Origin of the sequence: Achromobacter sp. DH1f (assembly GCF_000633435.1) — a bacterium.
Lineage (GTDB): Bacteria > Pseudomonadota > Gammaproteobacteria > Burkholderiales > Burkholderiaceae_B > Achromobacter > Achromobacter deleyi.
Genome location: NZ_AYMF01000001.1, coordinates 144,802 through 170,165, shown reverse-complemented (window position 1 = coordinate 170,165; position 25,364 = coordinate 144,802). Strand labels below are relative to the sequence as shown.

General features: G+C 66.3%; 25 protein-coding genes and 1 pseudogene. 10 read left to right on the top strand and 16 right to left on the bottom strand.

Annotation, left to right across the window (positions count from 1 at the left end; translation table 11 throughout):
- Window positions 1–62: 62 nt before the first annotated feature.
- Complete coding sequence (locus U858_RS0100825) at window positions 63–1,550, bottom strand: YdiU family protein (protein ID WP_025135297.1); 1,488 nt, start codon at window positions 1,548–1,550, stop codon at window positions 63–65.
- Window positions 1,547–1,918, bottom strand: a complete 372-nt coding sequence (locus tag U858_RS0100820) for a DUF2069 domain-containing protein (RefSeq protein ID WP_025135296.1) — start codon at window positions 1,916–1,918, stop codon at window positions 1,547–1,549. The genes U858_RS0100825 and U858_RS0100820 overlap by 4 nt, the downstream gene beginning before the upstream one ends.
- Before the next feature lie 17 nt (window positions 1,919–1,935).
- On the opposite strand from U858_RS0100820, the gene U858_RS0100815 reads away from it, so the two are divergent.
- Together U858_RS0100815 and U858_RS0100810 are read left to right on the top strand one after the other, a co-directional pair.
- Window positions 1,936–3,249 (top strand): YihY family inner membrane protein, encoded by a 1,314-nt coding sequence (locus U858_RS0100815; protein WP_025135295.1) that lies wholly within the window; start codon window positions 1,936–1,938, stop codon window positions 3,247–3,249.
- 38 nt (window positions 3,250–3,287) lie between these two features.
- Window positions 3,288–3,746, top strand: a complete 459-nt coding sequence (locus U858_RS0100810; RefSeq protein WP_025135294.1) for a CBS domain-containing protein — start codon at window positions 3,288–3,290, stop codon at window positions 3,744–3,746.
- 103 nt (window positions 3,747–3,849) lie between these two features.
- Here U858_RS0100810 and dusA read toward each other — a convergent pair whose 3' ends face one another.
- Complete coding sequence (gene dusA / locus U858_RS0100805; RefSeq protein WP_025135293.1) at window positions 3,850–4,866, bottom strand: tRNA dihydrouridine(20/20a) synthase DusA; 1,017 nt, start codon at window positions 4,864–4,866, stop codon at window positions 3,850–3,852.
- Between the two features lie 174 nt (window positions 4,867–5,040).
- Between dusA and U858_RS0100800 the strand changes: the two genes are divergently transcribed.
- Both U858_RS0100800 and U858_RS36045 read left to right on the top strand, forming a co-directional pair.
- Window positions 5,041–6,009 carry a homoserine kinase gene (locus U858_RS0100800; protein WP_025135292.1) on the top strand — a complete coding sequence of 323 codons (969 nt, stop codon included), beginning with the start codon at window positions 5,041–5,043 and terminating at the stop codon, window positions 6,007–6,009.
- A 64-nt stretch (window positions 6,010–6,073) separates the two neighbouring features.
- On the top strand, window positions 6,074–6,877 hold the full coding sequence (locus U858_RS36045; protein ID WP_025135291.1) for a BPSS1780 family membrane protein: 804 nt from the start codon (window positions 6,074–6,076) through the stop codon (window positions 6,875–6,877).
- Window positions 6,878–6,883: 6 nt separating this feature from the next.
- On the opposite strand, the pseudogene U858_RS36465 reads toward U858_RS36045, so the two are convergent.
- The 10 genes and pseudogenes from U858_RS36465 to U858_RS0100750 form a co-directional block, all read right to left on the bottom strand.
- A pseudogene (locus U858_RS36465) lies at window positions 6,884–7,048 on the bottom strand (DUF192 domain-containing protein); the annotation flags it as partial.
- Window positions 7,049–7,113: 65 nt separating this feature from the next.
- Window positions 7,114–7,986 carry a type II secretion system F family protein gene (locus tag U858_RS0100790; RefSeq protein ID WP_025135290.1) on the bottom strand — a complete coding sequence of 291 codons (873 nt, stop codon included), beginning with the start codon at window positions 7,984–7,986 and terminating at the stop codon, window positions 7,114–7,116.
- 10 nt (window positions 7,987–7,996) lie between these two features.
- Complete coding sequence (locus U858_RS0100785; protein WP_025135289.1) at window positions 7,997–8,842, bottom strand: type II secretion system F family protein; 846 nt, start codon at window positions 8,840–8,842, stop codon at window positions 7,997–7,999.
- A complete protein-coding gene (locus U858_RS0100780; RefSeq protein ID WP_025135288.1) occupies window positions 8,839–10,524 on the bottom strand; it encodes an ATPase, T2SS/T4P/T4SS family in 1,686 nt (561 codons plus the stop codon). The genes U858_RS0100785 and U858_RS0100780 overlap by 4 nt, the downstream gene beginning before the upstream one ends.
- A gap of 4 nt (window positions 10,525–10,528) precedes the next feature.
- Complete coding sequence (locus tag U858_RS0100775; RefSeq protein ID WP_025135287.1) at window positions 10,529–11,890, bottom strand: type II and III secretion system protein family protein; 1,362 nt, start codon at window positions 11,888–11,890, stop codon at window positions 10,529–10,531.
- The gene (gene cpaB / locus U858_RS0100770) at window positions 11,887–12,723 is read right to left on the bottom strand and encodes a Flp pilus assembly protein CpaB (RefSeq protein WP_025135286.1); all 837 of its coding nucleotides are present in this window, start codon (window positions 12,721–12,723) and stop codon (window positions 11,887–11,889) included. The genes U858_RS0100775 and cpaB overlap by 4 nt, the downstream gene beginning before the upstream one ends.
- A complete protein-coding gene (locus tag U858_RS0100765) occupies window positions 12,720–13,484 on the bottom strand; it encodes a hypothetical protein (protein WP_232786462.1) in 765 nt (254 codons plus the stop codon). Before U858_RS0100765 ends, cpaB begins: the two co-directional genes overlap by 4 nt.
- Window positions 13,481–14,089: a TadE family protein gene (locus tag U858_RS0100760; RefSeq protein WP_232786461.1), complete on the bottom strand. Its 609-nt coding sequence runs from the start codon at window positions 14,087–14,089 to the stop codon at window positions 13,481–13,483. The genes U858_RS0100765 and U858_RS0100760 overlap by 4 nt, the downstream gene beginning before the upstream one ends.
- Window positions 14,089–15,513 (bottom strand): pilus assembly protein TadG-related protein, encoded by a 1,425-nt coding sequence (locus tag U858_RS0100755; RefSeq protein WP_025135283.1) that lies wholly within the window; start codon window positions 15,511–15,513, stop codon window positions 14,089–14,091. The genes U858_RS0100760 and U858_RS0100755 overlap by 1 nt, the downstream gene beginning before the upstream one ends.
- Window positions 15,510–15,776 carry a hypothetical protein gene (locus U858_RS0100750; RefSeq protein ID WP_042884052.1) on the bottom strand — a complete coding sequence of 89 codons (267 nt, stop codon included), beginning with the start codon at window positions 15,774–15,776 and terminating at the stop codon, window positions 15,510–15,512. The genes U858_RS0100755 and U858_RS0100750 overlap by 4 nt, the downstream gene beginning before the upstream one ends.
- Before the next feature lie 442 nt (window positions 15,777–16,218).
- Here U858_RS0100750 and U858_RS0100745 point away from each other — a divergent pair, with 442 nt between their 5' ends.
- Window positions 16,219–17,391 (top strand): acyltransferase, encoded by a 1,173-nt coding sequence (locus U858_RS0100745; protein WP_232786460.1) that lies wholly within the window; start codon window positions 16,219–16,221, stop codon window positions 17,389–17,391.
- A gap of 29 nt (window positions 17,392–17,420) precedes the next feature.
- On the opposite strand, the gene mdtD is transcribed toward U858_RS0100745, so the two are convergent.
- Window positions 17,421–18,815 (bottom strand): multidrug transporter subunit MdtD, encoded by a 1,395-nt coding sequence (mdtD, locus tag U858_RS0100740; RefSeq protein ID WP_025135280.1) that lies wholly within the window; start codon window positions 18,813–18,815, stop codon window positions 17,421–17,423.
- Window positions 18,816–18,935: 120 nt separating this feature from the next.
- Here mdtD and U858_RS0100735 point away from each other — a divergent pair, with 120 nt between their 5' ends.
- A complete protein-coding gene (locus U858_RS0100735) occupies window positions 18,936–19,856 on the top strand; it encodes a glycosyltransferase family 9 protein (protein WP_025135279.1) in 921 nt (306 codons plus the stop codon).
- Between the two features lie 87 nt (window positions 19,857–19,943).
- Here U858_RS0100735 and U858_RS0100730 read toward each other — a convergent pair whose 3' ends face one another.
- Window positions 19,944–21,086, bottom strand: a complete 1,143-nt coding sequence (locus tag U858_RS0100730; protein WP_025135278.1) for a glycosyltransferase family 4 protein — start codon at window positions 21,084–21,086, stop codon at window positions 19,944–19,946.
- Between the two features lie 442 nt (window positions 21,087–21,528).
- Complete coding sequence (locus U858_RS0100725) at window positions 21,529–21,816, bottom strand: hypothetical protein (RefSeq protein WP_025135277.1); 288 nt, start codon at window positions 21,814–21,816, stop codon at window positions 21,529–21,531.
- A 198-nt stretch (window positions 21,817–22,014) separates the two neighbouring features.
- Between U858_RS0100725 and U858_RS0100720 the strand changes: the two genes are divergently transcribed.
- The 4 genes from U858_RS0100720 (at window position 22,015) to U858_RS0100705 (ending at window position 25,329) form a co-directional block, all read left to right on the top strand.
- The gene (locus U858_RS0100720; RefSeq protein WP_025135276.1) at window positions 22,015–22,953 is read left to right on the top strand and encodes a hypothetical protein; all 939 of its coding nucleotides are present in this window, start codon (window positions 22,015–22,017) and stop codon (window positions 22,951–22,953) included.
- Between the two features lie 88 nt (window positions 22,954–23,041).
- Window positions 23,042–23,191 (top strand): hypothetical protein, encoded by a 150-nt coding sequence (locus tag U858_RS35540; protein ID WP_157838758.1) that lies wholly within the window; start codon window positions 23,042–23,044, stop codon window positions 23,189–23,191.
- Window positions 23,188–23,535, top strand: coding sequence for a hypothetical protein (locus U858_RS0100710; RefSeq protein ID WP_025135275.1), 348 nt, complete (start codon window positions 23,188–23,190; stop codon window positions 23,533–23,535). The genes U858_RS35540 and U858_RS0100710 overlap by 4 nt, the downstream gene beginning before the upstream one ends.
- An 81-nt stretch (window positions 23,536–23,616) precedes the next feature.
- A complete protein-coding gene (locus U858_RS0100705) occupies window positions 23,617–25,329 on the top strand; it encodes a DNA-directed RNA polymerase (RefSeq protein WP_025135274.1) in 1,713 nt (570 codons plus the stop codon).
- Window positions 25,330–25,364 lie beyond the last annotated feature (35 nt).

Below are 25,364 nucleotides of genomic sequence, written 5' to 3'. Positions count from 1 at the left end.
ATTTTCTACGGTATCCACCTCTAAAAAGACGTTTTGTCGTCAAGAATCGCTCAAAACGAACATCAAGACGAACAACTGACTTCAATGCCATTGGCCCAATCCGGTGGCAGGCTGGCATATTTTTCGTAGCCAGCCTGTTCCGTGAACGGCGCACGCAACAGTTTCATCAGCGTATCGATCTCGCCGGCGTCCCCCGTCTTCGCAGCACGGATCGCCTCTTCGGCCAGATGATTGCGCAATACATATAGCGGGTTGACCCGGTTCATGGCCTGCGCGACTTCGCCAGCCGGCCGGCCATCCTGCGCGTGGCGCGCCAACAGCCGATCCAGCCAGGCCGCGGCGGCGGGCCGGTCGATGAACAAGTCTTCGAACGGCGCGCGGCGGCCCGACACCGCATCGGCCAGACGGCGCCAGGTCAGGGTGAAGTCCGCCTGGTTGGCGTCCATCAGCTTGAGCAGGTCGTCCAGCAGCGGTTCGTCTGCCGGACGCCACGCCGCCAAGCCCAGCTTGGCGCCCATGCGGTCATGGAAGGCGCGCGTGAACACGCCTTCATACTCGTCCAGCACGGCGCGCAGGCCGTCGACGTCCTGCACCAGCGTGTGCAGGCTGCCGCCCAGGCGATACAGGTTCCACAGGGCTACCGACGGCTGGCGGTTCCAGGAATAACGGCCTTCGGAATCGGAATGGTTGCAAACGTGCCCCAGGCGGAAGCCGTCCATGAAGCCATAGGGGCCGTAGTCCAGTGTCAGCCCCAGGATCGACATGTTGTCGGTGTTCATGACCCCATGGCAAAAGCCCACCGCCTGCCAATCCGCCATCAATACCGCCGTGCGGCGGGTCACTTCGCGCAGCAGGCCCATGAAGGGTGCGGCGGCATCCTGCGGCTCGCCCGCCGGCGCGGCCCGGCATTCGGGATAGAAGCGGTCGATCACATAGTCGGCCAGCGCCTTGAGCATGTCCGGCTGGCGGCGCGACGACCAATGTTCGAAGGAACCAAAGCGCACGAAGCTGGGCGACATCCGGGTGACGATGGCCGCAGTTTCCACGGTTTCGCGCCACACCGGGTCGTCCGAGGTCACCAGCGCCAATGCACGCGTGGTCGGCACGCCCAGGCCGTGCATGGCCTCGCTGGCCAGGTACTCGCGCACCGACGAGCGCAGCACCGCCCGGCCATCGCCCATGCGCGAATACGGCGTCAGGCCCGCCCCTTTAAGCTGCAATTCCCAAGCGCCCGACGGCCCCTGGATCTCGCCCAGCAGGTGGGCGCGGCCATCGCCCAACTGGCCCGCCCAGACGCCGAACTGGTGGCCGCTGTACACCGCGGCCAGGGTATCGCCGCCCGGCAGCGGATCGGCCCCGGAAAAGACACGCAGGAATTCCGGCGTCTGCAGCACCGACGGGTCCAGCCCGATCAGGGCGGCGGCCTCGGCGTTGGCGTGCAGCAAACGGGGATGGTTCAGCGGCTGCGGCGCCAGCCGCGTGTAGAACGCCTCTGGCAAGGCCGCGAACGAGTTGACGGCCTGCAATTCGGACAAGGAATGGGCGCTCATGCGCGTTGGCTCCTGGCGGCCCGCTTGGCCGGCCGCACGTAGAAAATGGCGCTAAGGAAAAACACGGTGGACAGCACGATCTCGCCCCAGGCCATCAGGACCGACAGCCGCGACGGGTCCGACATCGCCCGCACCGCGCCTTCCATCAGGTACAGCAGCGACAGCATCGAGGCCCACTGGTACGTATAGAGATTGCCGCGCAGGATGCCCCGCAGCGGCAACACCAGCGGCAAGGCCTTGAGCAGCATCCAGGAACCGCCCGGGCGCAGCGGCGCCACGACCGTTTCCCAGGTCACGCACAACACGATCAAGGCGAACAGCGACACCGATGCCGCCAGGCGCAAGCGGGGGTTGAGTTCAGGGTTCATGCTGCTATTATCGCCTGATGAACCGCCCCGCCGAGCCTGCCGCCGCCGCGCCGGCGGCCACCGAGCCCCCGCCCCCACGCGCTTCGTGGGGTGCCCGCGTGGGCCGCGCCTTCCTGTTCACCGCCCAGCGCGCCGACGAAGAAAAGCTGCTGCAGGTCGCCTCCAGCCTCACCTTCACCACGGTGCTGGCCATCGTGCCGATGCTGGCCGTGGTGCTGTCGCTGTTCACCGCCTTTCCCGTCTTCCAGGAATTCCGGGTCGCCCTCGAAGACTTCCTGACCAACAGCCTGATGCCGCCGTCCGTGTCGGACAACATCATGGAATACCTGAACCAGTTCGCCCGCCAGGCCTCGCGCCTGACCGCGATCGGCGGCGGCTTCCTGCTGGTCACGTCGCTGCTGCTCATCATGACCATCGACAAGGCCTTCAACGACATCTGGCACGTTACCCGGCAGCGGCCGCTGCCGCAGCGCGCCCTGGTGTACTGGGCCGTCATCACGCTGGGGCCCGTGGTGGCCGGCGCCAGCCTGTGGGCCACCTCGTTCGTGGCCCGGGAATCGCTGGGGCTGGTGCGCGACGTGCCCGAGATCGTCAGCGTCGCCGTCTCGTTCATCCCGCTGGTGCTCACCGGCCTGGGGTTCGCGGCGCTGTTCGTGGTGGTGCCGAACCGCGACGTGCTGTGGCGAGACGCCTTGGTGGGCGGCTGCGTCACCGCCGTGGCGCTGGAAGTCATGAAATCGGCGTTCGCCTACTATCTGACCCGCTTCCCGACCTATACCGTCATCTACGGCGCATTCGCCACGCTGCCGATCTTCCTGCTGTGGATCTACCTGTCGTGGCTGGCCGTGCTGCTGGGGGCCACCCTGGCCGCCAGCGCCCCCCTCATCCGGCTGGGCCGCTGGGAATTCAACCGTTACCCCGGCGCGCCGTTCGTGGACGCCCTGGACGTGCTGCGCGTATTGCGCCGGGCCCAGTCCGAAAGCCCGCCCGGCCTGCCCGCCAACCGGCTGGCTTCCGGCCTGAAACTGCACCAGGACGAACTGAACGAGGTCCTGGAACGGCTCAGCGACATGGGCCTGATCACCCGCAGCCCGGACGACCTCTGGGTGCTGACCTGCGACGCCCGCGAGACGTCCCTGGCGCCGGTCGTGGACCGTTTCCTGCTGGACCGCAGCCAGCCGCGGGTCCGCGACGACGCCGAAATCCTCAAGGTCGCCTCGGCCGTGATTTCCCAGCAAAACACGCCGACGCTGGAAGAACTTTGCGGAGAGGCGCAAAATACCGCAAATGGCATCGCCCCGGTCTTGCAGCTGGAAGCGAACAAGAAATAGCAAATAGCATCAGGGCGCGCGGCGCCCAGGAGAAACCGATGTTGAAGGTCAGCGAGATTCTGCGCGTCAAAGGAGACACGCTTTACACGGCATCGCCGGACATGCCCGTGTCCCAGGCCGTGCAAACCATGAGCGAGCAGGATATCGGCTCGCTCGTCATCATGGAATTCGGCACCCTGACGGGCATGCTGACGTTCCGCGAGATCATCCGCCACATGCACGCGCATGGCGGCGCAGGCGAAACCACCATCCGGTCCATCATGGACGACGCGCCGGTCAGCGTGTCGCCCAACACCAGCGCCGACGAAGTGCAGCGCCTGATGCTCGAAAAGCATGCGCGCTACATTCCGGTCATGGACGGCCCGACCCTGATGGGCGTGATTTCGTTCTACGACATGGCCCAGGCCATCGTGGCGGCCCAGCAGTTCGAAAACAACATGCTCAAGGCCTACATCCGCGACTGGCCCGCCGAAAGCGCCGAACCGGCCAAGTCCTGAGTCCGGCCCGCGGACACTTACCGCGGACAGAGACGGCCCCTGCTCAGGGGCCGTTATTTTTTGCCTGGATGCCTGGGTTGAGTATCTGGCTTGGATATCCGGATCAGATACCCGCCGGCGCCGCCGTCAACGCGGCGCCGCGCATGTCCGGCGCGTGCCGTTGGCTGCGCCAGGCGTCATAGATCAGCGCCGGATTGTTCGCGGCCAACAAGGCCGGGTCCGACAGCATGCGGCGCCAGCGGCGCGCGCCCGATTGGCCATTCACCAGGCCCAGCATGGGCCGCGTCATGACGCGCAGCGGCACGCCCTGCGCCACCTGGCGCGCGGCATATTCCATCATGGCGTCGACCACCTGCGCATCGCTGGGCAGCCGCACCGAAGGCCACAGCTGCAACGACACTTCGGACAGCACGCGCGGCGTGTGCCAGGCGGCGCGACCCAGCATGACGCCGTCGAAATCGGCGGCGGCGGCCACGGACTGGTCGGCATCGGCCAGCCCGCCGTTCAGCACGAACACGCAATCCGGGAAGTCCTGCTTGAGCTGGCGCACCACGTCATAGCGCAGCGGCGGAATTTCTCGGTTGTCCTTGGGCGACAGCCCCTTGAGCACCGCATTGCGGGCATGGGCCACGAACACCCGGCAGCCAGCGTCGTAGATCTTGCCGACGAAATCGCGTACGAAGGAATAGGACTCGTCGTAGTCCAGCCCCAACCGGTGCTTGACGGTGACAGGGATATCCACGGCGTCCTGCATGGCCTTGATGCAATCGGCGACCAGGTCCGGTTCGGCCATCAGGCAGGCGCCGAAAGCCCCTTTTTGCACGCGTTCCGACGGACAGCCGCAATTCAGGTTGATTTCGTCGTAGCCCCACTGGCGCCCCAGCTTGGCCGACTGCGCCAATGCGTCCGGCTCGCTACCGCCCAGTTGCAGGGCAACCGGGTGTTCGGCCTCGTCGAAGTCCAGGTGGCGGGCGACATTGCCATACAGCAGCGCGCCGGTCGTGATCATTTCGGTGTACAGACGTGCACGCGGGGCCAGCAGCCGGTGGAAATAGCGGCAATGCCGGTCGGTCACGTCAATCATCGGGGCGACGCACAGCCGCCAGTCGGGGGAGTCCAAGAATCGCTCAGTAAAACAAGGGGATGCGGTATTTTACGGTGCTTGGCCGGTTTGTGTCCGGCAAGCGGATTGCGCGGGCAGTGAACCCCTGCCCGCCATGTGGTCTAAAATTGCGCCGCCGCCGCGTACAGCCATGTCCGCCCGCCCGTTAACTCCCCCTCTTTCCGTACATCAATGGCCGTATTCACCCCCGTATCCGACGACGACGCGCGCGCCCTGTTGGCGCATTTCGACCTGGGCGAGTTCGTCTCGCTGCGAGGGATCACGGCGGGCATCGAAAACACCAATTATTTCCTGTACACCAGCCGCGGCGAGTACGTGCTGACGCTGTTCGAAGTGCTGACGCAGGCGCAATTGCCGTTCTACATCGAGCTGATGTACCACCTGGCCAGCCGCGGCATCCCCGTGCCGCAGCCGCAGACGCTGCGCGACGGCACCCGCCTGACCACCCTGCACGGCAAACCCTGCGCGATCGTTTCGCGCCTGCCCGGCGGCTACGAGCCCGCGCCCGGCGCCGCGCATTGCGCCCTGATCGGCGCTACCCTGGCCCGCGCCCACCTGGCCGGGCAGGACTTCCCGATCCAGCAGCCCAACCTGCGCGGCCTGTCCTGGTGGGTCGAGACCGCCCCCAAGGTCATGCCCTTCCTGGAAGCCGGCCAGGCCCAACTGCTGCAGACCGAACTGGCCGACCAGCAAGCCGCCGCCGCCACCCCGGCATGGCAGACGCTGCCCGCGGGCCCGGCTCACTGCGACCTGTTCCGCGACAACGTGCTGTTCGCCGGCACGTTCGAAGATCCGCTCATGGGCGGCATCATCGATTTCTATTTCGCCGGCTGCGACACCTGGCTGTTCGATGTGGCCGTCAGCGTCAACGACTGGTGCATCGAACGCGATACCGGCGAATTCATCCCCGAGCTGGTCCAGGCCTGGCTGGCCGCCTACGCCCAGGTCCGGCCGTTCACCGACGCCGAACGCCAGGCCTGGCCGCTGATGCTGCGCGCGGCGGCCCTGCGTTTCTGGTTGTCCCGCCTGTACGACTATTTCCTGCCGCGGCCGGCCCAGACGCTCAAGCCGCACGACCCCCGCCATTTCGAAAGAGTGTTGCAGGCGCGCCACCGCGCGGGCCTGCCAGTATTGCCGTAACCGTTACGCCCCCCATAATGGGGGTAGCACGTCCCTTATTGAGAGATCACTCCCCAAGAGAGCCATGCAAGCAGCATTCCTACCCGCGTCCTCCGGCTGGCAATGGGTCCGAGACGGCTTCCGTCTGTTCCGCAAGCAACCCCTGGCCATGTACACCTGGGCGCTGGCCAACAGTCTCCTGGTCATCTTCGCTTTTGCCGCACAGATCGTCGGCCCCATCCTGTTCATTGCCCTGATGCCGTCCGTCACGCTGATGAGCCTGGCGGCCTGCAAGCACGTCGAGGCAGACCGCGTGATGCTGCCCTCGATGTGGGCCAAGCCCCTGAAACAGCCTGGCGTCTTCAGGAAACTGTTTCTGATGGGCCTGCTGTACGCCGCCGTCAGCCTGATCGCCGGCCTGGCCACCTTCCTGCCCTTCTCGGCCGCCTTCGCCGAAGGCATGCGCATCGCGTCCATCGAAAACAGCATGGAACCCATCTTGCAGGCGTTGCGCACGCCGCTCATCATCTTCACGGTGCTGTACGTGATCATCGCGGCGCTGTTCTGGTATGCGCCCGTGCTGGTGGCCTGGCATGGACTGCGCCTGATGCAGGCCCTGTTCTTCTCCGGCATTGCCTGCTGGCGCAACAAATGGGCCTTCCTGGTGTACGCCGCCACCTGGGTGCTGATCGCCCTGTTCCTCGATCTTTGCTCGGGCCTGCTCGTCTACATCGGATTGTCACCGCAGCTTGCCAGCACGCTGCAGATTCCGTTCACGATCGCGGCGGCCGGCGTGTTCTATTGCAGCTTCTATCCGTCGTACACCGCCGTGTTCGGCATCAATAACGCCAGCCCGAACCTCGACAACGGCCACAGCGCCCAGGCATGACGCCAGCCTGCGGGGCGCCAGCGCCCTGCAGACCTTCATCACCCGCCCCTCGCGCGACACGAAGGCCACGTCAATGGCGTGGCGCATGCCGAAGGTGTGCACCGCCCAGCAAGGCGCCAGCAAAATGCCCGACCGCGGCCCCGGCGGGCGACGTCCCAACAGGCCGCGCATCCTGCCCATCCAGCCCGACACCCGCAAGAGGCGCAGCCGCGTGCGCGGCAAAGGCGTGCGGCCGGTCACTGCGTCCCCTGCAGCAGTTCAATGGCGATGGGAAATGCCAGCACGATGAACGTGCACGGGAAGATGCAGGCAATCAGCGGCAGCAGCATCTTCACGGGCGCCTGCATCGCCAGTTGTTCGGCGCGCACCTGACGATCATTGCGGCTTTGCGCCGCCTGGGCCCGCAGCACCGGCCCCAGGCTGATACCCAGGGCGTCCGCCTGGGCCAGCGCCGCGGCCCAATTGCGCGCCAGCGGGCTGTCGCAACGATCCGCCAACGCCTGGATGGCGGCCGTGCGGGAAACGCCCGCGCGCATGTCGGCCAACGCCCCAGCCAGCGCATCGCGAAGCGGCCCCTTGGGCCCATTGGCCGCGGCCAGCTGCAAGGCGCCATGCATGCTCAGGCCGGCCTCGACGCAAAGCGTCATCATGTCGAAAACGAACGGCAGGTCGCGCTCGACACTGCGGCGCCGCTTCGCACCCAGCCCCCTCAACCACAGGCCAGGCACACTGCCGGCCACCGCTGCGGCGCCCCCGGCCCACGGCGCCCAGGCCAGCAGGCCGCCGTCCGTCAAGGCCCACGCCAATGCGGCCGCCGCCCCTGCCCCCGCCAGCGCAGCGGTCACCCCAAAGGCGGCCATATGTTCGTAGCGAATCTCCGCGGGCAAGGCGGCCCGCTCGATGGCCCGGTCCAGGCGGCGCCGCCACCGCCAGGAACACAGCGGTGCCGCCAAGGGCGCCACCGCGCTGATCCAGGGCCAGGCCATGCGCCACCACCATGGCATGGCGCTGGCCACCGCCGGTTCGTCCAGCAACAAGGGGCGAAGCACAATCCAGGCCCACCAGGCCGCGCCCAACGCCGCCAATACCATTCCCAGATACAGCCACATGGCGCGCCTCTCAGAAATCAATCCGGACGATGCGCCGGATCAATAGCACGCCCGCGGTTTCCAGCACCGCCACGATGGCCAGCACCGCCCACCCCAGCGGGGTACGCCACAACAGCCCCATGATCTCCGGCTCCATCCGGTCCAGCACCGCCAGCAGCAACAAGGGCAAGGCGCCCACGATCCAGGCCTGCATGCGCCCTTGCGACGTCAAGGCCCGCAACTTGGCCTGCAGTTGCAGCCTGGCGCGCACCGTCTGGGCGATGCTTTCCAGCGCTTCGGCCAGGTTGCCGCCCGTCTGTGCGGCGATGCGCATCGCGGCCACGACCAGCGCGGTGGAATCGGCCGCCATGCGCACATTCAGGTTCTCGAGCGCCTGGTCCCACGGCACGCCCAGCCGTTGCTCGCGCAGCATCAGGCCGAATTCCTGGGCCAGCGGCGCAGCGCCCTGATCCACCATATGGCGCAAGCCGGTCGTCAACGCCACGCCCGCCCGCAGCGCCGACGCCAGCATCAGCAGCGCCATCGGCAACTGCTGCTCGAACCGGCTGGCACGCCGGCGCCGCAGGCCGTCCACCAGCATGCGCGGCACGCGCAGCGCGGCCAGGCCGACCACGGCGGCAATGAGGCCGCTGGCGGTCGCGGCGAACGCCAGCAACGCCGCCAGGGTCGCGCCGACCATCGCCCCCACCCACAGCTGCGCCGGATCGATGAACAGGAACAGCTCACCCAGCTTGACGCCGGCTTCCTGCGTGTAGATCGCGCGGTACCGCCGCAGCGCCGGTGCGAACCAGCCCTGTGCCCACCAGGCCAGCACCATGACGCACACCATTGCCCCGCCTGCGGCCAGCCAGATCATGCCAGGCCCGCCGGATAGCCGGGCGCCGCAGTGCCCGAATTGCCCATCTCGCCCACACCGCAGAACCAGGCGGGGTCCAGTCCCGCGGCGGCGTCCCGCCATTCCTGTGCGAAGCTGGGCACCGCCCCACACCCGACGAAGCCGCCCGACCGCTCGTGCCGGAACAGCTCCTGCAACTGGATGCGGCCGCTTTCCATGCCGGTCACTTCGGCCACCGAGGTCACCACGCGACGTCCGTCCGCCAGGCGCGCCTGCTGCACGATGATGTCGATGCTGGCCGCGATGTGTTCGCGCACCACCGCCAAGGGCAGATCCATCCCGGCCATCAGAATCATCGATTCCAGGCGGGCAAGCGCATCGCGTGTGGAATTGGCATGCAACGTGGTCAATGACCCCTCGTGCCCCGTATTCATGGCGGTCAACATGTCAAAGGCCTCGGCGCCACGGCATTCGCCCACCACGATACGGTCGGGACGCATGCGCAGGGCATTGCGCACCAGTTCGCGGATGTCGATGCGGCCCCGTCCTTCCTGGTTGGCCGGCCGCGCCTCCAGCGCCACCAGGTGTTCGTGGTTCAGCCGCAGCTCGGCAGCATCTTCGATGGTGACCACGCGTTCGCCGTCCGGGATCTCGTTGGACAGGATGTTCAGAAGCGTGGTCTTGCCCGAGCCCGTCCCGCCGGAGACCACCACGTTCTTGCGCATGCGCACGCACAGCGCCAGAAACCGCGCCATGGCCTCGCTCAACGAGCCTGCCGCCAGCAGGTCGGGCATGCCGGGCCGGCGCTGCGGAAACTTGCGGATGGTCAGGCTGGCGCCTTTCAGCGCGACCGGCGGAATGATGGCGTGCACCCGCGAACCGTCCGGCAAGCGGGCATCCACCATCGGCGAACTTTCGTCGATGCGGCGCCCCAGCGGCGTCACGATGCGTTCAATGACCCAGCGCACGGACTGCTCGCTGGTAAAGGCGCCTGCGTGCCGCCAGAGCCGGCCTTCGCGTTCGATGTAGATCTCGTCGTACCGGTTGACCATGATCTCGGTCACGCCCGGCGCCGCCAGCAAGGGTTCGAGCGGCCCCAGCCCCACGGCCTCGTCCAGCACATCGCGACAAAGCGCGACGCGATCAGCACCGGGCGGCAAATCGACGTCGTCGGCCACGATCTGCGTCAACAGCCGCTCGGCCTCGGCGCGCAGCATCGCATCGCTCATGCCGGCGACATCGCGCCGACGCAAATCCAGCGCGCCCAACAACGCCGCATGCAATCGTCGGCGTTGCTGCAGGGACGGCAGCGCCGCCACGACCAAGGGCGCAGGCATGCCTGCATCCGGAACCAGCGCCGTGACAGGCTGCGCCAATGTGGCGGCATCGGCCGGCTCGCCCTCCGCCCCACCCGGCTGCGCCCACGCCACACGCAGGCGGCATGGCCCGATCAGAATCTCGTCGTCAGGCATGACAGGCGAATGGCGCACCACCCGCTGGCCATTGACGAGCGTGCCGCCCAGCGTACCCAGATCCTCGAGGACGATCATCGACGCCTCGTGCAGCAGCCGCGCGTGTTGGCGCCCGACCCGCCAGTTGGCGATGCGCAGCCCGCACTGCGTGCCCCGGCCGATCAGAATCGGGGCGGCCACGGTGATCTTGCGCGTCGCCGCGTCTTCATAGGTCATTTCGATTTCAAGCATGGCGCTATTCCTGGTTGATCGCGGTCACACCGCGGCTGCCATCGGCCCACTGCGAACCGGCCCCCGCATAGGGGTCCCATCCCCCCGCCGTCGGAACCGCCGTCCCCAGCCGCGGGGATTCGGGAAACGCGGCATCCACCACTTCACGGCCACGCCGCACCCGGTCCGCCATGGCGGGTTCGTGGCGCGAGACGATCTTGGGCGTGACGAAAATGGCCAGTTCGGTTTCGCGCAGTTGATAGCGGCGCGATGAAAACAGCGCGCCGAGAATCGGGATGTCTTTCAGTCCGGGCAGACCGGTGTGCTCGTCGGAACGCTCGCGCGACAGGAAGCCGCCGATGACCAGCGTGTCACCCGACCGCACGTTGAACTCGGTGGATGCGCGGCGGGTGCGCAATGCCGGCCCGCTGGGCGACGTCAGCGCCATATCGACGGAACTTGCCTCGACCTCGATCAACGAACGGATGACACCGTTGCGATCGATGCGCGGCGTGATCCGCAGGGACACACCATAGGGCTTGAACAGCGTCGTGGGATTGCCGCGCGAATCAGTGGACGTATAAGGCACCTCGCCCCCGGCCAGGAAGGTCGCGCTGGCGCCGCTGCGCGCCAGCAACTGGGGCTGCGCCAGCATGACGGCCTCGCCGTTCTGGGCCAGGGCGGCAATGCGCGCCGACAGCAGCGCATTGACGCCGAAATAGCCCGCCGCCGACGACACCGGCGCCGGGGTCTCGATCACCTGTTCTCCAGGGCGGCTCATCCTGCCGCGCGACCCGCCATCCCAAGCCAGGCCGGCATTCACGCCCCCCTGCGTCATGCCGTCCCAGCGCACGCCAAACTCGCGCAGCCTGGAACTGGGAATCTCGACCACCTGCACGTCCAGCAACACCATGCTGTCCCAACCGACCTGCCCGGTGAAATCCAGCACATCCGGATAACGATCCGCCAAGGCGGCAATGCGGGCGCGGTCATCATCGGACAGATCGTCGCCTTCGATGACGATGCGGCCGCCCACCAAGGTGCTGCGAGTTCCCGGAATGCGCGCCAGCAGGGATTCGACCTCGGCCCGCAAGCGCGGCGCCCCCGCCGGCACCACCCGCACGTCGTAGGCCTTGACTTGCCCCGCCGCCCAAAGATGCACCGAAGACACGCCCTCGGCACGCGCAAAGACGACAACCTCGCGGCCTTCGGTCGCGACGGCGCTGAGCACCTGGCCATTGCCGATGGCGACGCGCGTCACGCCCGGCTGTGACAGCACGCGGGTATCACCGACCTGCATTTCCAGCGCCTCGTCGGCAGGCCAGGCCGGTGCACAGACCAGTCCCAGGCACAGCGCGGACACTGCCGTCACGTATCGAATGATCATGGATGCTCCGATTCGAAACGGGCTGCGCCAGCGCCCTGCACGCTGCTCTGCGCGCCCAGCTGGTCGCCGTACAAGATGACCACGCCCGGCTTGCGGCGAGGTTCACGGTTCAGGCCGATCAACGAAGCCAGGTCGCTTTGCGGCGCCGCACTGACGGCCGCGTCGTCGTCGCGGCTGCGCAGCATCGCCGTCAGCGTTCCGGCCTGCCTGGCCGCGATGTATCGCATGGCTTCGTCCGGACTGGCGGCCAGCGTGACATGGGCCGCCCCATCCCCCCCAGCCGTGTCCACCGCCGTCAGCACCCGCATGCCTTGCAACAGCGGCACCGTCACCTCGCGATCGCGATACGAGAAGGACACGTAGATGTCGATGGCGTCTCCTGCCCTCAGCATGTCCGACAGACCGCCCAGGTCGCCCGCGGCAACCATCAGCGCACGCTGTCCGGGTTTGAGCCGCGAGGCCAGCGCTGGCACAGGCAGGGTGAAAGCCAGATAGGCCTTGAGCACCGGTTCGCCCTGGGCCAGGTCGGCAGTCAGCTGGGCGCCCAGCACGCCGTCGATGTCCGATGGCTCGACGCTGGCGGCGGGCGCCCATTGCGCCGGGATGTCTCGTATCGCCAGATGCGATTCGTCCAGCGTCGTGCCGGCGGGCAGATCGTAGGCCGCCACCAACCGGCTGACCTGCGGCGTGCGCGCCTCGGCTTCAAGCGCCAGCACGCGTTGCTGCACGTGCTCGCGCACGGCCCAGGCGGACAACAGGCCCGCCGCCAGCGCCAGCAGATACACGGCGGCCTTGCGCAAGCGCCGCAGACCTTGCGTGAAGAAGCCGTTCATGGCGTCCACCGCCTGACCCACAAGCCGCTGCCTGCATCCAACGGCACCAGCAACCATTGCAATTGGCCCCCCTGACGCCGCCACGACTGCCGCCCAGCGCCGGCCGGCTCGCTTTCAACACGACGCCATCCATCTCGTAGCAGCCCCTGCTGCAACAGCAACGCCAGGCGTGCGGGTGGCAGAGGATGCTGCCAAATATGTTCAGACACCTTCATGCCCCCTTCCAATACGGTGAAATCCAATCTGAGACGGGCGTTGGCCGGCAACCAGGCCGGCGGGACCGAGGCGGGCAACGGTTGCGCATGAATCGCGGAAATGCTGCCGACACAGCGTCCGGCTTCGGGACTTTCCATCTGCGCCACCCACCAGGCATCGCCGACCTGGCCGGACAAGATGGCCTGCCCCGGCAGCACCTGAAGATCGCCCAGCGCCGGCTGCTGGCGTGACAGCTCGCGAATCAATTCAGGCGCATTGACCGGCGCATCAAATACGACCACCTGAACGGGTGCACCGCTCAGCCACATGCGGTCGGCCAATGGCTCGACTCGCGAACCCGGCGGAAAGCGCAGCGCCGACAAGGACGCCACGCCGGAAGCCACGTGTAGCCCCGTTGCCTGCGGTACGGCGCCCGCGGCCACGCCAGACCCGGCAGGCCAGGCCAGCCAGGCAGCGGCGATCCACACACGCCATGAACGACGGGTGCAGCCCCCCGCCATTGGGCCGCCACGCCAACCGCATCGCGTCAGGGAAGGCGTGCTCATGGCGTCATCCTGCCGCGCTTGCCCAGGCGATCGGCGGGAACCAGATCCGCCCAGGACGACAGCCAATCCGTGGTGATCGCAGGCCGCCCCCAGGGCGCATCCACGCGTCCCACCTTGCCCCCGATGCTGCGAGCCAAGGGCAACGAACGATCAGCCGCCCGCCTCCAGGCCGTCGGGGCGGCCCCGATGCGACGCTGCGCATCGTCATCGCCATGCGCGTATCCCGCCCCCGCGGCGACACTGGTGCGGCGCGCGATACGCGCGGCATCCCAGCGCGCCGAACCGGGCAATGCCGTCCGCGCCGTGATGGCCAACAGTTGCAGGTCTGCCCCGAACCATTCCGCTTGCAGCCCGGCGTTGCCGGACGCTGCGACGCCCGGCATCGATTGCGAGCGGCCCGCCTGCCCCCCGGGCCCATTCGGGCGTGCCAGGGGCGCCCCGGCCGCCGATGCCATCACTGCCCGGCGGCTGGCCTGCGCCATTTCCTGGGCGGCGAACTGCAACTTGCCCACCCACGCCACGGCCAGGAAGGCCATCGTCAGCAACGGCAACATGAGCAGCGCCTCGACCAGAGCCTGGCCGCGCTGACGAAGATAGGCGGGCATCATGGCGCCCCCTTGGCCGCCAGGGCCTCGGCCGGGGTGACGGCTGACAGCCTTGCCTGCCAGTACGGACGGAACAGCGTGGCCCATTCGCCACGCCCGTCGCCCCGGGCCTGCGGACGCGCGAAATAGGTTTCGGCGGCACTGGTGACCGTCAGCGTTCCGCCCCCGCCCAAAGCGGCATGACGAAACCGGCCGACAGGCGCAGCGACCGTACTGGCGGCGTCAGTGGTGGGCAACGCACGCCCTGCAAGGCTGACCGCCACGGCAAAGCGCAAGGGCGCCTCGCGACGCGTGAATGCGACTTCGCGATACCCGGGCAGCCCCAGTCCGGGCCAGCGCTGCACCTGCGCCATGGCATAGGAATTGGCCATGGGATTGGTTGCGCCATCGAAGATGTTCCAGTTCGTGGACAGTTCCACCCAGCGCCAGAAATCCTGCGCGGAAAAATCCTCGGGTGGCGATTCCACGTAATCAAGATCGGGCGGGGGCCTGGATTTCTGGCCTTGAGCCGTGCCCCAGCCCATGGCGTATTCACGGTAATAACACCCGACCCACCGGTTGGACCGCAAGGCATGAAACGACTGCGTGTCCAGCGCCCCCCACCGGCCGTCCGGCCCCAGCCAGGTCGATCCACGCCGCCGCAGTTCATGGCGCAAGATCGGGCAATACATGCTGACCGGCCAGAGGTTGCGGCGCGTCTCGTTGCGGCGATCCAGGAAGCCGAAGCGTCCTGCTGCCTGCTCCACCGCCGGACGCAAGCCACCCTGACGCGTGGCGGCGTGGCGCGCAACGAATCCCGGCCAGCCGTCGCTCAGCAGCCGGATGACGGGCTCAGCTCGCGCCGACGAAGACAGGCCAAAGCTGCCGGCCGCATCGGCGTAGTTGTCGCGCAGCACGGCGCGCATGAGCCGGTCACGCGATGCCGGCAGATGCTTCACCGCCACGGCCGCGCCGGCATCCAGCACCCGGTGCACGATGCGGTCGTGCTCGGCATAGGCGCGCGCCAGATCGGCCTCTGCCCCAGGCTGACCCCGAGCCATCGCGTAGGCCAGCCCGGCATCGGGGCCGAACAGCATGGATATCAGCGCCATGGGCGGGTTGTTGCGGGTGCGCTGGTCCGCCAGCGTGCGCAGGTACTGCGCCCCCGCCCCCAGGGTGACCAGGTGCGCCATCGCCACCTGGTGGGCGATCTGGGTACGATTGACGTAGGCCAGGAAATTCAGCTGGCGCGCCTGTTCCAGCGCACCGCTGTAAGCTGCCGCGTCCGCGGCGTGGGTCAGGCTCGAGCGCGATTCCACCGTGCGCCCCAGGTTGTAGAGCATGACCAGCGACACCGATACCGCAGCCGCCAGCAGCAAGCCCAGCACCAATACCTGGCCTTGCTGCGAGGCGAATGGCGCAACGCGCTCGAGCCTGGCGTTCACTTGTCGGCCGCGGCGTTGCCGGTAAAGGACTTGAGCGACCGCGCCTTGGTCTGCGCGGCGGCCTTTTGCGCGGCCTTCTGTGCATCGCCCGACTGCTTGGTGCCGTCTTCGCCGGCCAGCTCGCGCGCCATTGCCGCGGTCTGCGACCGCACGACCTGTCCGAAGTACTGGTACACGGCGATAGCCGCCACCGCCACCAGGGCCACGACCACGATGTATTCGGTCATGCCCTGCCCTGTCTGACGCCTGCGAAATGCCAACATTTTCAACCTCTGCTCGCTGTGAATGAGGGTCTCAGTGTCGGCTTGGCCGCAGGGGCCAACAATTCGCGGATGCCGAGGCGGACAAATGCGGCGCGACGGCCTTGACGAACTCGCCGCGCGAGTCGCCCGCCTCGGGGCCACACTGAAAAAAATGTTGTAACCCCCTAATTTCACTGGGGTTTTCCCTATTGCTCGAGCATAGGGGCAGCAGTAGATTGGACTTGCCGGGCTGTCTGACACCCATCGCGTGCGAAGCCGGGCAGGAGCGCCTCAGACTCATCTCGAGCTGAGGCGCTCTTCCATTTCCAGGGCTGGCAAACATGCTCCGGCCCCTGCCGCGGCATTACAAAATCTATACACAGTCGCCCAATTCCCTGACAGGCCCGTGGCTAGCATGGCGGTTTTCCCCTGAACAGACCGACTCATGCCCGCCTACGCCCCAATGCCCAGGGCCAAACGCCCCGAGCCGGGCGAACCCCGCAACCCCGCCATCGATGCCTTGCGCGGCCTCGCCATCCTGTGCGTCGTGCTGCTGCACGTGCAGATTCACATTCCGCAAGAACAAAGCCTGCTGGGCAAGGTGTTGCCCGCGCCGCTGTTCAACATCGTCTTTCGCAGCGGTTACTACGGCGTCATCATTTTCTTCGTCATCTCGGGCTTTCTGATCACACGCACTTGCCTGGCCCGCTGGGGCAGCTTGGCCGCTGTGCCGTGGGCGCCTTTTCTGTGGCGCCGGTTCGCCCGCATCTATCCCTGCCTGCTGTTGCTGCTGCTGGTGCTGGCGGGCCTGCATTGGGCACAGATGCCCGGCTTCGTGATCGAAGACACGTCCCTGGCACGCGCCACCGCCGCCGCACTGACGCTGCACCTGAATTGGCTGGAGGCCCAGGTCGGCTATCTGCCCGCGGCCTGGAACGTGCTGTGGTCGCTATCCATCGAAGAGGCCTTCTATCTGGCCTTTCCGCTGCTTTGCCTCGTGTCGCTGGCGGTGGGGCCGCGCGCGTTGCGGTTGACGCTGCTCCTGTTCGTCGTGCTCGGCCCGTTTGCCCGCGTTGCCTTTACCCAGAACGAGATCTGGGCCGATCACTCGTATCTCTCCGGTATGGACGGCATCGCCATCGGTTGTCTGGCCGCGCTGGCCGCAGCCCGCCTGAACCGCGCTCGCCACTCGTACCGCCGCGGCCTGCTGCTCACGGGCATCGCCTTGTTCGCGCTGGTGTTCCTGCTTAGAAAGACGACGTCCTGGCTGGGGCTGACCGCCTTGGGACTGAACGTCACGCTGCTGGAAATCGGCGTGGCCTGCCTGCTGATCGGCTGGAGCCTGCGCACATCCCACCCGCCACGGCACAACCCCGCGATGGCCGCGCTGCGCTGGATCGGTCACAACAGCTACGAGATCTACCTGACGCACATGTTCCCGGTGCTGCTCTTGGCGGCCGCTTCGTGCCGCAATTCCGGTGGCGCCGTATCGACCTGGTGGCGCGCGGGCGCACTGACGGCGGCCAGCGTGCTGGCGATCCTGCTGGCCGCCATGCTGGGCGGCCTGGTAGCCCGCTATTACTCGGCCCCCATGCGGCGCTGGCTGATGCGGCCCGCGTGGGTTGCCCTGCGGTGAAATCACCGCCGCGCCATCGCGAGCAGTCGTCAGCCGGCTGCGGCGCGGCCGCCCGCAGAGCCGTTCAGGCGGTCGGCATCCAGGCGCCTGAACACCAGCGCCGACAGCAACGTGATCGCGCCCACGCACAGGAAGGTCAGCGTGAATGCCCAGCCCAACGCGGCATTGCCCGGCCCGGAAAACACGCCCACCAGGCCACCGCCGATCGTCACGCCCAAGCCGATGGCCAGCATCTGCACCATCGAAAACAGGCTGTTGCCGCTGCCCGCGTCGCGCGTGCTCAGTCCCTTGAGGGTGACGCTGTTCATGGCCGCGAACTGCATCGAGTTGGCCGCGCCGAACAGGGCCAATTGCGCCACTTGCAGCGCCATGGGCCAGCCGTGCGAGATGGCCGCGAACGACATGATGGACGCCCCCACGAGCACCGTGTTGGCAAGCAGGAACGTGTCATAGCCGAACCGCCGCACCAGCGGCGCGATCCAGGGCTTGGACACCGTGCCGGCAATCGCGGCCGGCAGCATCATCAGGCCGGACTGCAGCGGCGTATAACCCAGCTGCAACTGCAGCAGCAGCGGCAACAGGAAGGGCACGGCGCTGCTGCCGATGCGGCACACCAGGTTGCCGATCAGCCCCACGCTGAAATTGGGTTCACGAAACAGGCGCAGTTGAAACAGCGGGTTGTCGCGCCGCCGAGCATGCGCCACATACAGCGCCACCGTCAGCGCGCTCAGCGCGAACAGCCCGGTCGACCAGGCCGCCCGCCCCTCACCCGCAGGCAGGTCCAGCGCCAACGAAAACGCCACCATGCACAACGACAGCAAACCGCAGCCCAGCACATCGAACGGCGCGACATCGGCCAACGCGTCCTCCGGCAGATAGCGACGCACGGCGAACAGGCCCACCAGGCCGATCGGCACATTGATCATGAAAATCCAATGCCAGCTGGCCACCTGCACCAGCAGCCCCCCCAGCGTCGGCCCGAAGATCGGCCCGACCTGCCCCGCGATGGACACGAAGGCCAGGGCCGAGATGTACTGGTCGCCCGGCACCCGCCGCAGCACCGCCAGGCGCCCGATGGGCAACAGCATCGATCCGCCGACGCCCTGCACCACGCGGGCGATCGTCAGTTGCGTCAGGCTCTGCGCCAGGCCGCAAAACACGGACCCCACCGCAAACACCAGGATCGCCGCCAGATAGACGCGGCGCGTGCCGTAGCGGTCCGCCAGCCAACCCGATGCCGGCGTCAGCATGGCCATCGTCAGCGTGTACGCCACCACCACGGGCTTGAGCGCCAGCACGTCCTCGCCCAGGCTGCGCGCCATGGCGGGCAAGGCGGTATTGACGATGGTGGTGTCCAGCGTCTGCATGAAAAAACAGGCGGCGACCACCCAGAGCAGGGCGCGTTGCGAAGAAGGTGCAGGCATGCCTGAATCGTACTCCCGGGCAGCCAACGCGCCGCTGACAGCGCCGAGGCGTGCAAGCCGGTCCAGGCCCGGCCGACGATCGGTTATCCTCCGGGTCATCGAAAAATTGGAAGACTTGCCGTGAGCCACGCTCATCCCCTCCCGGCCGAAAAAACGGCCCTGGTGCTGTCCAACCGGCTGGGCGATTCGCTGTACCAGATGACCATCGCCAACAACCTGCGCAAGGCAGGTCGGGATATCTCCGTCTATGGCGTCCACGGCTATGCCCTGCGGGAATGGTTTCCCGATTTCGACATCCAGCCCCTGCCGCCGGACATCAACGACCTGGCGGGCTACGACACTATCGTGCAGATGGATCCGGACAGCCCGTTCGACGGTCTCGGCCGCGTCTGCAAGCGCTTTCTCAGTACCAAGGCGTGGGGCCAGGCCCAACCGACGCCGCGCAAGCACAGCTCGCCCAACGGCATCCTCGATGAATTCCGCAGATTCTCTTTCGATGCCTTCGGCCTGACCCACTGGAGCGACGACAACGGGCTGCAGGCCCCTGCCCGCTTCAAGGCGCGCCATCACCCCAAGCGGGTGATCCTGCATCCGACCTCCAGCGAGGCGGAACGCTGCTGGACGCCCGGCAAGTACGTCATCGTCGCCAAGCGCCTGCGCGCCATGGGTTACGAACCGGTGTTCGTGCTGGCCCCGTCCGAACGTGAATATTGGTTGCCGCTGTTGGAGCCCGCGCATGCCGGGCACGTCCAGGCGCCCTCCATCGATGGCGTCGCGGCGGAAATCTATGAATCCGGCTGGTTCATCGGCACCGACTCCGGCATCGGCCACCTGGCCTCATGCTGCGGCCTGCCTACCGTCACCATCGTTGACCGCCCCCGCAACATGCCGCGCTGGCGCCCGGCATGGGCCGCCAACATCATCGTCAAGCCGTGGTGGCTGCCCTTGCGCACCATGCGCCGCAAGTACTGGCGCGAAGCCACCACCGTCTCGGCCGTCATGCGCTGTTTTGGCCGCATGGTGCACCGCCAGCACCCCTGAGCCACAACGCGACAAGGCCGGCTGCCGAATCATCGGCAAGCCGGCCTTGTTGTCTACGCACAAGCCGCTACGACTATCGACGCGGCGTCAGGCAACCGCCTCGACATTACGAGCGAGCTTCGCGTGTTCCATCGCGACCTGATACGCCCCCAGCGTTTCCGCCATTTTCTGAGGCAGCATGAAATGCCGGTCGGCATACCGGCGCGCCTGTTCCGCAATCTGGGCCGCCTGCCCCGGATTGGCCCAGATCCAGGCCAGATGATCTGCAAAGCCCACCACGTCGCCTGCCGGCGCCAGCCAGCCGGTCTCGCCGGGGTGCACGATCTCGGGCAAGCCGCCCACCGCACTGGCCACCACGGGGCAGCGCGACGCATAGGCTTCCGGCACGACTCGCGACCAGGCCTCGTTCACGGACGGCACCAGTATGGCGTCAGCGGCATGCAGAACATTGGCGACGTCTTCGCGATGGCCAGCAAAGGTCACGTGGTCACCCATCCCGAGCTCGGCCACCAGGTTGCGCAGCTGCTGCCCGTAGGCCGCCGTCGCCCCCGTGGGCATGCCCACGACCAACGCGTGCGCCGGAATGCCGCGGTGCCTCAACGCGTTCACGACGCGCAGCAGATCTTCCTGGCGCTTGTCGGGCCGCAGCATGCCGATGGTCGCCACCACGAACGCGGCGGGGCTCACGGCCAGTTCCTTGCGCAGGGATTGGCGCACAGCGGGCTTGTCGGTGTCAGAGAAAAAACCGTGCTCGGCCCACTCGCCCACGACGCTGATCCGCTCACGTCCCGCGAAGCCCGCCGTGACGATATCCTGCGCGCCGCCTTCGCTGGTGGTGATCACGCGATGGCAACCCAGGCGCCATTCCAGCCGGCGGCGCCATGACGTGCGCAACGGCCGGGAGAAATGCCAGGTCCTGACCAGCGAGCACAGATCGCGGCACAGCGCGCTGGCCTTGGCATCAGGCGTGCCATGGGCATCGATGACCTGGATACGCAGGTCTTTCACGATCTGACGCAACGACATGACGCCAGACCACGAATACGGCGCACTGAAATCCATGCCGATCGTCGCCAGCCCCCAACTGCGAGCCAGTTTCAGCGTCTCGCTGGCCGGCGGCGCGGCGATCGCCACGGCATGGCCATGCTCGCGCAGCCAGCGCGCCTGATCCAGAACGCGAAACTCCATACCGCCCAGATTGGGGCCGGAAAGGGTGTGCAGGATTTGCATGGGGGACCTACGGGTACAAAGACAAGCGACCGGCATGACCCGGCCGAGATAGCGACAGCAGCGCCTGTCCCATTCCCCGCTGCATGGCAATCGATAGCAATGCACCGCGGCAAAGACCGCAGAAGAACCGAGGGAATCGCAACAACATGGGTGGGCGCGCTTGGTAAACTGCGTTCCTGCTGTCCGTCTCGGAAGGCCGCAACCTTCTCGAAATCGACTGAAACGCCATTTTTGTTAAATTCAGCAATAAGCCAGGAATATAGGCGCGCCCCCAGGCCCAAGTTGGAGTACTTGTTTAAGCTTTGTTAAGTTTTTTGCTGTTTTTGTAACTTTTTAATTCTGAAACAGACAAAATTAGCACTTTGATGGAAATGGGCTGGGGTCTGGGCACTCGGTCACCTGCCGAACGCCCGACATGCTGAATCAGGCCGCAATCGGACCCTCAGAAAATGCACGCCTTCTGCGAGCATTCATACAGAAAGCCCACCACCCGAGCCGCCGGGTAAAGCACCGCAACTGCCGTGACCAGCACCCACCAGCGTCGCTGCCGGCGAATGACCAGCCCCACGCAGACAAGCCATGCCAGGACGGCAGCCCAATACGCCGGAAAGTACGGCCCCAACCCCAGCATCAGCCAATCGATACGAACCAACGCCGCCCCTACCGCCGCCGCGATCAGCAAGATAACGAGCGTCAGCCGGTTGCCGGATCGATACACCGAACGGAACATGCGTGACCTCGCGCAGGTTGGGAGTGGGAAGCCGCTGATATTAGCCGACGCCCAAAATAAAACAGCCGCCCGTAATGGCGGCTGTCGGTACCTGATTTCGCAGGATTTCTTTGGTAGGCCCCCCGAGAGTCGAACTCGGCACCAACGGATTATGAGTCCTACCAAACTCTCCTAAGCTATTGTTTTTAGGAGATAAAGTTGACTTGTGCTATCGAATTCCTTTCGGATCAAATGGATACGGTGGACGCACTACAGGACACACCCCTCAGTCTGCCCACGCCTGTTGGTATCCGCGACTACAAGGCCCAACGCGAGTGGGAACGGCACCAGGTGCAGCGTGGTATTGAGCGCTACCGCGCCTCGCTCCAGAAGCTCCACGAGGACGGCAGCATTCGCCGCCGCGCCTTGGCTGAACTGGAACCTGGACAGGTAATCGCCCAGGACCTAATCGAGCCGGTCACCGAGCGCATCAAGGTCCTCCAGGCCGAATACCTCAGCGCCTACCAGGACCCGAAGCTCAAGCGAGTACCCGAGGCCTCCTGGCCGATCACCGCCCTTCCCCCCGAACGGCTGGCCGCCTGCGCCGTCCTGACCGCGCTCGCCCGGCCGGACCCGTGCAGCTTCACCGTGGTCGGCCGCGACTGCGGGACTCGCGTGATGCACGAGATTGAATACGAGACCTGGAAAGCCAACGAGGCCGCCGCCGCCAAAGAGCGGAAGGGGAAGGCCAAGGCCGGCCAGGACGTCCCGTTCGTCCCCGACCTCTTCAAGCTCATGCTGCACCGTAATGAAACGGTGGACATGCGCGTGTTCAAGAAGTGGTCCAACAAGGCGCCGCACTTCGTGAAGGGCGAATGGACACAGGAGATGAAGTTCCACGTCGGGTCGGTCCTGATGACCCTGCTGGTCGAGGCGGCCAGTTGGTTCCGCGTCGACAACGAGTGGGGCGAGGTAAAGAACCAGCGGAAGCTGGTGTTCTCCATGTCCGACGAAGGCCGGGCATTCGTGTCCTGCCGGCACAACCAGAACGAGTTGATGCGGCCTTTCCTGCTCCCCATGATCGCGGAGCCGAAGGATTACGAGTATCCCCCGGAACCCGAAGCGCCCGCCGCCGAAGCCTCATTTGGCGATGACTAGCACGAGTCACCTAGATTAAATCGACATAGGGTGACGACCCAATCGGGCCGTCGCCTTTTCTTTTCACCTCAACTAGCACAAGTTGCCTATGCACTGGACTACCCCCGAACTCGAACGCGCAATGGCGCACTTGGCAGCGGGCAATCGCAAGTTGCCTCTCGAACTCGTCAAGGAACTGCAAGAGCAGGGCTTTGACCCCGAATCCCTCGTCCAACACTACAAGAAGGCCCGCGCATGAAGAAGCAAACCATCCTGACCTGGACCGCCGCCCTGACCCTGGGCCTCGCCCTGTCTGCGACCTCGAACGACGCCGGTGCCCGTGGCAGCTTCTCGGGCGGCCGGAGCTACAGCGCACCTCGCAGCTACAGCGCCCCCAAACCTGCCCCGCGTGTCGTGAACAAGACGACGAACAACACCACGATCATCCAGCAGTCCGCCCCGGCCTCGGGCGGCGGCTTCTGGTCCACGTTCTTCGGCGCCGCGGCCGGCGGCGCTGTCGGTTCAGTCATCGGCAACGAACTGAGCAAGGACGACCCGCAGCCCCAGGCGGCCCCGGCGCCCGCCGAAACCCCGAAGCAATAAGCAGTACGGCTGACCCACGCACGGGTCCCTCTCAAGCTCCCCCATCGCTGACTGCTCGCTGACTATCCGAAGGACTGAACTATGACGCAACTGAAAGGCGGCTACCTCTCCCTGCGCACCCGTGCCGTGAAATCCATGGAACACGGTAACGCCCACACCGCAGCCATCGCCCGGCCCATGGCCGGCGCGTCGCTGGAAGCCCTTAACTGGATTCAGAAAACCCAGTGGGCCATCAACACAGACGTGTTGGAAGTGGCGCTGCATGTACGAGAGCGTGGCTTGGACCTCGCCGGGTTTCCCGCCGCAGAGAACGAGCAACTGCCCGCCCCCATCCCCGACGCCCAATGGGCGCTGTTCACCGACGACGAGCGCAAAGCGCACATGAAGGTGATCTCCGCCGTTCACGACAAGAACGCAAAGCTGGAGGGGATGCGGGCCAGGACGTACCGTATGCTCGAACTCGCCAAGGACATGGCACAGTTTCCCCGCATCTGGTTCCCGCACTACGCGGATTTCCGTGGCCGGTTCTATCCGCGCCCCCAGGACTTGCACACGCAAGGCGACTCGCTCATCAAGGGTCTCCTGACTTTTGCCGAGACGCAAAAGGCCGGCGTGAATGGCCAATTCTGGCTGCTGGTCGCCACGGCAAACGCCTTCGGTGAAGACAAGCTCCCGCTTGAAGCCCGGGCCGACTGGGCCGAGGACCACATGAAGTGGATTCTCCGTACAGCCCAGGACCCCATGGCGAACTTGGACTTCTGGGCCGACACCGACTCCCCCTGGGAGTTCCTGGCCCTGTGTTTCGAGGTCGCCCGCTTCGCGGACTTCGTCGCCAAACACGGTGAAGCAGCGATGGGGGAGTTCGACTCCCGCATTCCCGTCCGCCTGGACGCAACTTGCTCGGGTATTCAACACCTGAGCGCGATGATGAAGGACCCGTTGTCCGCCGCCGCCGTCAACGTGCTGCCCACCGGCAAGCGCGAGGACATCTACGGAGAGGTGGCCCGCATCGTCCAGCAGCGCATTGCACTGGACGCCGCGAACGGCAACCCCATCGCAGTGAAGTGGCTCGGTCACGTCGAGCGTAAGACCGTCAAGCGTGCGGTCATGACGACCCCTTACGGCGTGACCGAGCCAGGCATCCTGGCCCAGCTGATATCCGATGGCTTCTGCAAGCATTTCGAGAACGGAAAGGAGCGCTACGCCGCCGCCGGCTACCTCACGGAAGCGATCGTGTCCTCCCTAGACGCCAACATCGGTCAGCCGCGTGCCGCCATGAAGTTCTTCCAGGCAACGGCGCGGCACCTGGGCGAGCAGAACAAGCCCCTCGTGTGGACCACGCCCGCCGGGTTCACCGTTCGCCAGGCTTACTACCCATCCGACATGAAGCGGGTCAGCACCCTCGGTGGAACCGTTGCCATGTACCGAGAGAACACCGAAGCGCCCATGAAGCTTGACAAGCAAGCCAACGCCGCCGCACCCAACGTGGTCCATAGCTACGACGCGGCACACTTGGCGCTCACCTGCGTCGAGATGAAGCGCGAGGGAATCCGCGACCTCGCCTTCGTTCACGACTCATTCGGCACCCACGCCGGGCACATCGACACGCTGAACCGTCACATCCGCGAGCAGTTTGTGGGCATGTACGACGGCCCCGCGCTGGAGCAGTGGCGCGACAACGTAGCGACGCACACGGGGTGCCTAGACCTTCCGCCGGTCCCCCGCCTAGGCGACGACTCGGAAGCAATCCTGGACGTTACCGCTGTCTTGAAGTCCGAGTTCTTTTTCTCCTGAACTAGCATAAGTCACCCACGTAACTTAATTCTACA

What these genes read in the sequence shown, in the direction of transcription:
- U858_RS0100825 (WP_025135297.1), bottom strand. Translation starts at nt 1,550, where the DNA reads ATGAGCGCCCATTCCTTGTCCGAATTGCAGGCCGTCAACTCGTTCGCG.
- U858_RS0100820 (WP_025135296.1), bottom strand. Translation starts at nt 1,918, where the DNA reads ATGAACCCTGAACTCAACCCCCGCTTGCGCCTGGCGGCATCGGTGTCG.
- U858_RS0100815 (WP_025135295.1), top strand. Translation starts at nt 1,936, where the DNA reads ATGAACCGCCCCGCCGAGCCTGCCGCCGCCGCGCCGGCGGCCACCGAG.
- U858_RS0100810 (WP_025135294.1), top strand. Translation starts at nt 3,288, where the DNA reads ATGTTGAAGGTCAGCGAGATTCTGCGCGTCAAAGGAGACACGCTTTAC.
- U858_RS0100800 (WP_025135292.1), top strand. Translation starts at nt 5,041, where the DNA reads ATGGCCGTATTCACCCCCGTATCCGACGACGACGCGCGCGCCCTGTTG.
- U858_RS36045 (WP_025135291.1), top strand. Translation starts at nt 6,074, where the DNA reads ATGCAAGCAGCATTCCTACCCGCGTCCTCCGGCTGGCAATGGGTCCGA.
- U858_RS0100790 (WP_025135290.1), bottom strand. Translation starts at nt 7,986, where the DNA reads ATGTGGCTGTATCTGGGAATGGTATTGGCGGCGTTGGGCGCGGCCTGG.
- U858_RS0100785 (WP_025135289.1), bottom strand. Translation starts at nt 8,842, where the DNA reads ATGATCTGGCTGGCCGCAGGCGGGGCAATGGTGTGCGTCATGGTGCTG.
- U858_RS0100780 (WP_025135288.1), bottom strand. Translation starts at nt 10,524, where the DNA reads ATGCTTGAAATCGAAATGACCTATGAAGACGCGGCGACGCGCAAGATC.
- U858_RS0100775 (WP_025135287.1), bottom strand. Translation starts at nt 11,890, where the DNA reads ATGATCATTCGATACGTGACGGCAGTGTCCGCGCTGTGCCTGGGACTG.
- cpaB (WP_025135286.1), bottom strand. Translation starts at nt 12,723, where the DNA reads ATGAACGGCTTCTTCACGCAAGGTCTGCGGCGCTTGCGCAAGGCCGCC.
- U858_RS0100765 (WP_232786462.1), bottom strand. Translation starts at nt 13,484, where the DNA reads ATGAGCACGCCTTCCCTGACGCGATGCGGTTGGCGTGGCGGCCCAATG.
- U858_RS0100760 (WP_232786461.1), bottom strand. Translation starts at nt 14,089, where the DNA reads ATGCCCGCCTATCTTCGTCAGCGCGGCCAGGCTCTGGTCGAGGCGCTG.
- U858_RS0100750 (WP_042884052.1), bottom strand. Translation starts at nt 15,776, where the DNA reads ATGTTGGCATTTCGCAGGCGTCAGACAGGGCAGGGCATGACCGAATAC.
- U858_RS0100745 (WP_232786460.1), top strand. Translation starts at nt 16,219, where the DNA reads ATGCCCAGGGCCAAACGCCCCGAGCCGGGCGAACCCCGCAACCCCGCC.
- mdtD (WP_025135280.1), bottom strand. Translation starts at nt 18,815, where the DNA reads ATGCCTGCACCTTCTTCGCAACGCGCCCTGCTCTGGGTGGTCGCCGCC.
- U858_RS0100730 (WP_025135278.1), bottom strand. Translation starts at nt 21,086, where the DNA reads ATGCAAATCCTGCACACCCTTTCCGGCCCCAATCTGGGCGGTATGGAG.
- U858_RS0100725 (WP_025135277.1), bottom strand. Translation starts at nt 21,816, where the DNA reads ATGTTCCGTTCGGTGTATCGATCCGGCAACCGGCTGACGCTCGTTATC.
- U858_RS35540 (WP_157838758.1), top strand. Translation starts at nt 23,042, where the DNA reads ATGCACTGGACTACCCCCGAACTCGAACGCGCAATGGCGCACTTGGCA.
- U858_RS0100710 (WP_025135275.1), top strand. Translation starts at nt 23,188, where the DNA reads ATGAAGAAGCAAACCATCCTGACCTGGACCGCCGCCCTGACCCTGGGC.
- U858_RS0100705 (WP_025135274.1), top strand. Translation starts at nt 23,617, where the DNA reads ATGACGCAACTGAAAGGCGGCTACCTCTCCCTGCGCACCCGTGCCGTG.